The organism is Oceanicella sp., assembly GCF_056449545.1.
Map to the genome: position 1 here is coordinate 1 of NZ_JBWOMN010000107.1, position 5,462 is coordinate 5,462.

The following is a 5,462-nucleotide window of genomic DNA, read 5'->3' on the forward strand; positions in this document are numbered from 1 at the left end:
GCTGCTGAGCGCGGGATCGGACAAGGCGGGGCTGCTGAGCGCGGGATCGGACAAGGCGGGGCTGCTGAGCGCGGGATCGGACAAGGCGGGGCCGGGTTCGCCGATCTTCTGGGCCGCATCGGCGCCCGCATCGGGCTGGAGCGCCTGACGCGGTTTCAGCCCGCCGACAGCCATATCCCCGAAAAGACCGCGCATCTGGCCGCCGCCGCCTATGCGACCGCGGCGACGGGTTGGCCGGCGCCGGCCATGGCGCGCCCGGCGCTGCTGTTCGCGCCGGAGCCGCTGGCCGCCTGCGCGCCGGGGCGCCCGCCGCGCGGCTTTCGCTGGCGCGGCCGCGATCATCGCCTGCGCGCCGTCGCCGGGCCCGAGCGCATCGCCCCGGAGTGGTGGCTCGACGATCCCGCCTGGCGCGGGGGCGCGCGCGACTACTGGCGGGTGGAGACCGAGACCGGCGCGCGGTTCTGGCTGTTCGAGGCGCTGGGCGGCGCGCCGAACCGGGTCGGGCGCGGCGGCTGGTTCGCGCAGGGGATTTTCGCGTGAGCCGCGCGCCGGGTCAGGGCGCCGGAACGCCCGAAAGTCTCAGCCGCGCCAGAACGCCGCCGTGAACAGCACATAGACGGTGACCAGTTCCAGCCGCCCCACCAGCATGGTCATGGCCAGCAGCCATTTGGCGCTGTCCGAAAGCGATGCGAAATTGCCCGCCGGGCCGATGATCTCGCCCAGTCCGGGGCCGATATTGGCCAGCGCCGTGGCCGCGCCCGACACCGAGGTGATGGTGTCGTGCCCCAGCATCCCCATGGCGACGGACACCACGCCCAGCGTCAGGAAGAACAGGAAGAAATACGACATGACCGAGGAAGCCACCTCCTCGCCCACCTGCTGGCCGCCGTAGCGCGGGGTGAAGACGCCGTGGGGCGAATGGATGCGCTGGATCTGGCTGAGGATGGTGGCGAAGACGATCTGGTAGCGGAAAATCTTGATCGAGCAGGCGGTGGAGCCGGCGCAGCCCCCGATCAGCCCCATGATGAAGAACACCGCCACCGCGAAGGGCCCCCAGGCGTCGTAATCGACGCTGGCGAAGCCGGTGCCCGAGATGATCGAGATGGTGTTGAACAGCGATTCGCGAAACGCGTCCTCGGCGCCCGCCTCCGAGGTCAGCAGCCGGAAGACCGACAGCACCAGCACCAGGATCCCGGTCACCCCCAGATAGGCGCGGATCTGGGAATCCTGCAGCAGCGGGCGCGCGGTGCCGGCGGCGAACTGCACCAGCCGCACGAAGGGCAGGCTGGCGAGGATCATGAACACCGAGGCGATGTATTCCACATTGCTTTCGAAATGCCCCAGCGAGGCGTCGTAATTGGCGAAGCCGCCGGTGGAAATGGTGGTCATCGCGTGCACCAGCGCATCGAAGGGCGACAGCCCGTCGGCGATGTAGGCCAGGATGCAGGCCAGCGTCAGCCCCAGGTAGATCCAGGAAATCGAGGCCGCGATCTCGCCCGCGCGGGGCAGGATCTTGCCGAAGGTCTCGAAGGCCTCGGATCTGAACAGCTGCATGCCGCCGACCCGCAGCGCCGGCAGGAAGGCCATGGCCACCACGACGATGCCCACGCCGCCGAACCATTGCAGCAGGCCGCGCCACAACAGCGTGCCCCTGGGCATGTCGTCAAGCCCGCTGAACACCGTGGAGCCGGTGGTGGTGAGCCCGGACATCGCCTCGAAGAACGCATCGGTGTAGGAGGCGCCGGGCGCGCCGAGGATGAACGGCAGCGCCCCGAACACCGGCAGCAGCAGCCAGGCGGCGGTGGTGAGCAGGAAGGTCTGCTGGATGCTCAGCCCCTGCCGGCGCGAGGGGCGGCAGGCGGCGGCGCAGGTCAGCCCGCCAAGAATGGTGAGAAACCCAGACAGCGCGAAGGCGCGCCAGTTTTCATGGCCGCCGTAGATGTCCGCCGCCATGGGCAGCGCCATCGCGGCCCCGAGCGCCGCGACGAGCAATCCGATGACATAGCCGGGCGGGCGCAGATCGATCATGGCAGCGAGGATTGCGTCAGCGCGCGCGCGCTGTCAACGCGGCGCGGGTTCGCGCCCCGGCGGGGCGGGCGCCATGCGGGGGCGGGCGGTCGCGGCGCCATGGCGACGGCGCGTTCACCCGGCCCGGCTGGCGGGGCGCCCGATCAGGTCGAGGAATTCCTTGCGCGTCGACGGGTTCTTGCGAAACAGCCCGCGCATCATCGAGGTGACCATGGTGACGCCGGGCTTGTGCACGCCGCGCGTCGACATGCAGTGGTGTTCGCCCTCGATCACCACCGCCACCCCGCGCGGCGTCAGTTCGCGTTCCAGCGCGTCGGCGATCTGCGCGGTCATCTTTTCCTGCACCTGCAGGCGTTTGGCGTAGATGTCCACCACCCGCGCCAGCTTGGAAATCCCCACCACCCGGTCGCGGGGCATGTAGCCCACATGCACCCGCCCGATGATCGGGGCGAGGTGATGTTCGCAATGGCTTTCAAAACGGATGTCGGTGAGCACCACCATCTCGTCGTACCCCTCGACCTCCTCGAAGGTGCGGCGCAGCATCGCGCGCGGGTCTTCGCCATAGCCGCGGAACCATTGTTCGAAGGCGCGGGCGACCCGGGCCGGGGTGTCGGTCAGCCCCTCGCGGTCCGGGTTGTCCCCGGCCCAGCGCAGCAGCACCCGCACGGCGGCCTCGGCTTCGGCGCGCGAGGGGCGCGATGCGGCGTCGGCGGGGCGGATCGGATCGGCGGTTTTCTCGGTCATGGCGATTTCCCGGCGCGGCGGCGCTCAGATGGACTGCGCCGGCGATCCCGGCGTCGAGGCAATGGGCATACAAGACGCAAACCTGCGCCGCCACGTCTTTCGCGACGCATGGGCGGGCCTGCGCGCCGCGCGGGCGCCGGGTCAGACCGCCGCCAGCGCCTGGTCGAGATCGGCGATCAGGTCGACCGGGTCCTCCAGCCCGCAGGACAGCCGCACCAGCCCGGGCGAGATCCCCAGCGCCGCGCGCTGGTCCTCGCTCAGCCGTTGATGGGTGGTGGTGGCGGGATGGGTGACGATGCTTTTGGCGTCGCCGAGATTGTTGGAGATCAGCACCACCCGCAGCGCGTTCAGGAACCGGAACGCCCCGGCCTTGCCGTGCTCGATCTCCAGCGCGATCATGGTGCCGCCGGTCTGCATCTGGCGCTGCGCCAGCGCGTATTGCGGGTGATCGGGGCGCCCGGGATAGATCAGGGTCTTCAGGCCGGGGCGCCCGGCCAGCGCCGCGGCGATCTCGGCGGCCGCGGCGGCCTGGGCGCGGCAGCGCAGGTCGATGGTCTCCAGCCCCTTCAGCATCACCCAGGCGTTGAACGGCGACAGCGCCGCGCCGGTGTGCTTCAGATAGGGTTCGACTTCATCGCGGATGAAGCGTTTCGACCCCAGCACCACGCCGCCGAGACAGCGGCCCTGGCCGTCGATATGCTTGGTCGCCGAATAGATCACCGCGTCGGCGCCCAGCGCCAGCGGGCGCTGGAAAACCGGGGTGGCGAACACGTTGTCCACCAGCAGCCGCGCCCCGGCCTCGTGGCAGATGCCGGCCACTTCGGCGATGTCGATCAGCGCCAGCGTCGGGTTCGACGGGGTTTCCAGGAATGCCAGCACGGTGTCCGGGCGCATGGCCGCGCGCCACGCCGCCGGATCGCCGCCGTCGACGAAGGTCACCTCGACGCCGAATCGCGGCAGCAGGGTCTCGATGATGTAAAGGCACGACCCGAACAGCGCCCGCGCCGAGACCACGTGATCCCCCGCCTTGAGCTGGCAGAAGATCGCCGCGTTCACCGCCGCCATGCCCGAGGCGGTGGCGAAGGCGGCCTCGGCGCCTTCGAGCAGCGCGATGCGCTCCTCGAACATGCGCACCGTGGGGTTGCCGTAGCGGGCATAGATGAATCCGGGATCGTCGCCGGTGAATCGGGCCTCGGCGGCCTCGGCGTCGGGATAGACGAAGCCCTGGGTCAGATACAGCGCCTCGGACATCTCGCCATGCTGGCTGCGGGCGGTTCCGCCATGCACAAGCAAGGTGCGCGGGCTCAAGTCGTGGTTCTGGGTCATGGTCTTGTCCGGGACGTGTCCCGGCTCCCGCTCTGGCGCCCGACCGAGGGGCGCGGATGATGGGGATCGGGGCGGCGGCGCGGCTCCCGACCTCTTTAGCGGCATGTTTTACGTGGCCCGCAATCCGGTCTTACAAATCGCCACGATCAGCCTGTTACGCGCCGCGCGCCGCAAGGTCAAGCGGGGCGGGCGGCGGTTGGCGCGCGGGAAAATCCCGTCCAATTCATCTGATCTTCATCGGATTGAAACGGGTTTACCGAATGATCGGCCTATCGGGATGCGAGCAGCGGCCGATCTCCGGCCGCGCGTCTTCGGCACGGAAGCACATATGGCGCTGTTGCATGTCACAGCGAGCTCGCACGGCCTCCGGCTCGCCGATCAGGCGACGGACTCGGCGCATCCCCGCAACGGCCTGCTGGCGGCGCTGGAAAACGTGCCCGCCGGCGCGCCGGTGGCGATCCTGATCCACGGCTACCGATTCTCGCCGCAGAAGCCGGCGCTCGATCCTCACAGGGATTTGTTCGGGGCGGGGCCCGTCGCCCCGCCCGATGACCCGCCCGATGACCCGCCCGATGATCCGCGCCAGGACGCGGGCGACGACGCGGGCGACCATGGGGGCGGCGATTCGGGCGATCATCCCGTGGATGCGAACTGGCCCGCGGGGCTGGGCTTCACCCGGCGGGGCGTTGATGACGGGCTGTGCATCGGCTTTGGCTGGGACGCCAGCCCGGGGCAGTTTCGCAGCCTCGGGCGCAGGGGGTTCGCGCGCATCTATCACCGCGCGGCCGAGGCCGGGGCCCGGCTGGCCGACCTGATCGCGGCGCTGGCGGCGGTGCGCCCGGATCTGCGCTACGACCTGTTCGCCCATTCGCTGGGCGCGCGGGTGGCGCTGCGGGCGCTGCACGCGCCGCGCGTCGGGCGGGTGGCGCTGCTGGGCGGGGCGGAGCACGCGGCGGTGGCCCGCGCCGGCCTGCCGGACCCGTGCCCGGGCGGACCCGAGATCTACAACGTCATCTCGCGCCAGAACGATCTCTTCGACGCGCTGTTCGAATACGCCGCGCCGCGCCCCGAAGGCCTGCCCCCCGGGGCGCTGGGCCGCGCCGGGCTGGGCGAGCGCCGCCCGGATTGGGTGGATCTGCAGCTGGACGGGCCGGAATTCGAAAGCTGGCTGGCGGCGCGCGGCGTCGGGCTTGGCCCGGCGACGGCGCGGATCTGTCATCGCTGCTTTTACACCCGCCCCAACGCCATGGAGCTTTACGCCCGCATCCTGCGGATGCGCGCCCATTGGTCGATCGCCGCCATGCGCGACGCCGGCCTGCCCGAAGCGCTGTGCCCGCGCTGGTCGCGCCTGACCCCGCGCCGCG

At 70.7% G+C, this 5,462-nt stretch carries 5 protein-coding genes and 1 riboswitch; of the genes, 2 read left to right on the plus strand and 3 right to left on the minus strand.

What is annotated here, in order from left to right; translation table 11 throughout:
• Positions 1-246: 246 nt before the first annotated feature.
• Positions 247-540 carry a DUF6504 family protein gene (locus tag AC1HC7_RS13985; protein WP_479499134.1) on the plus strand — a complete coding sequence of 98 codons (294 nt, stop codon included), beginning with the start codon at positions 247-249 and terminating at the stop codon, positions 538-540.
• 39 nt (positions 541-579) lie between these two features.
• On the opposite strand, the gene AC1HC7_RS13990 is transcribed toward AC1HC7_RS13985, so the two are convergent.
• The 3 genes from AC1HC7_RS13990 to metZ all read right to left on the minus strand — a co-directional run bounded on the left by AC1HC7_RS13990 (position 580) and on the right by metZ (position 4,098).
• A complete protein-coding gene (locus tag AC1HC7_RS13990; protein ID WP_479495852.1) occupies positions 580-2,028 on the minus strand; it encodes a TrkH family potassium uptake protein in 1,449 nt (482 codons plus the stop codon).
• 114 nt (positions 2,029-2,142) lie between these two features.
• Positions 2,143-2,772, minus strand: a complete 630-nt coding sequence (gene folE / locus AC1HC7_RS13995; RefSeq protein ID WP_479495853.1) for a GTP cyclohydrolase I FolE — start codon at positions 2,770-2,772, stop codon at positions 2,143-2,145.
• Positions 2,773-2,913: 141 nt separating this feature from the next.
• Positions 2,914-4,098, minus strand: coding sequence for an O-succinylhomoserine sulfhydrylase (metZ, locus tag AC1HC7_RS14000; RefSeq protein WP_479495854.1), 1,185 nt, complete (start codon positions 4,096-4,098; stop codon positions 2,914-2,916).
• 74 nt (positions 4,099-4,172) lie between these two features.
• A riboswitch (SAM riboswitch) is annotated at positions 4,173-4,252 on the minus strand.
• A 174-nt stretch (positions 4,253-4,426) separates the two neighbouring features.
• Between metZ and AC1HC7_RS14005 the strand changes: the two genes are divergently transcribed.
• On the plus strand, positions 4,427-5,462 hold a 1,036-nt coding region (locus AC1HC7_RS14005; protein WP_479499135.1), incomplete at its 3' end, for a hypothetical protein.

What these genes read in the sequence shown, in the direction of transcription:
- folE (WP_479495853.1), bottom strand. Translation starts at nt 2,772, where the DNA reads ATGACCGAGAAAACCGCCGATCCGATCCGCCCCGCCGACGCCGCATCG.
- AC1HC7_RS13990 (WP_479495852.1), bottom strand. Translation starts at nt 2,028, where the DNA reads ATGATCGATCTGCGCCCGCCCGGCTATGTCATCGGATTGCTCGTCGCG.
- AC1HC7_RS13985 (WP_479499134.1), top strand. Translation starts at nt 247, where the DNA reads ATGGCGCGCCCGGCGCTGCTGTTCGCGCCGGAGCCGCTGGCCGCCTGC.
- metZ (WP_479495854.1), bottom strand. Translation starts at nt 4,098, where the DNA reads ATGACCCAGAACCACGACTTGAGCCCGCGCACCTTGCTTGTGCATGGC.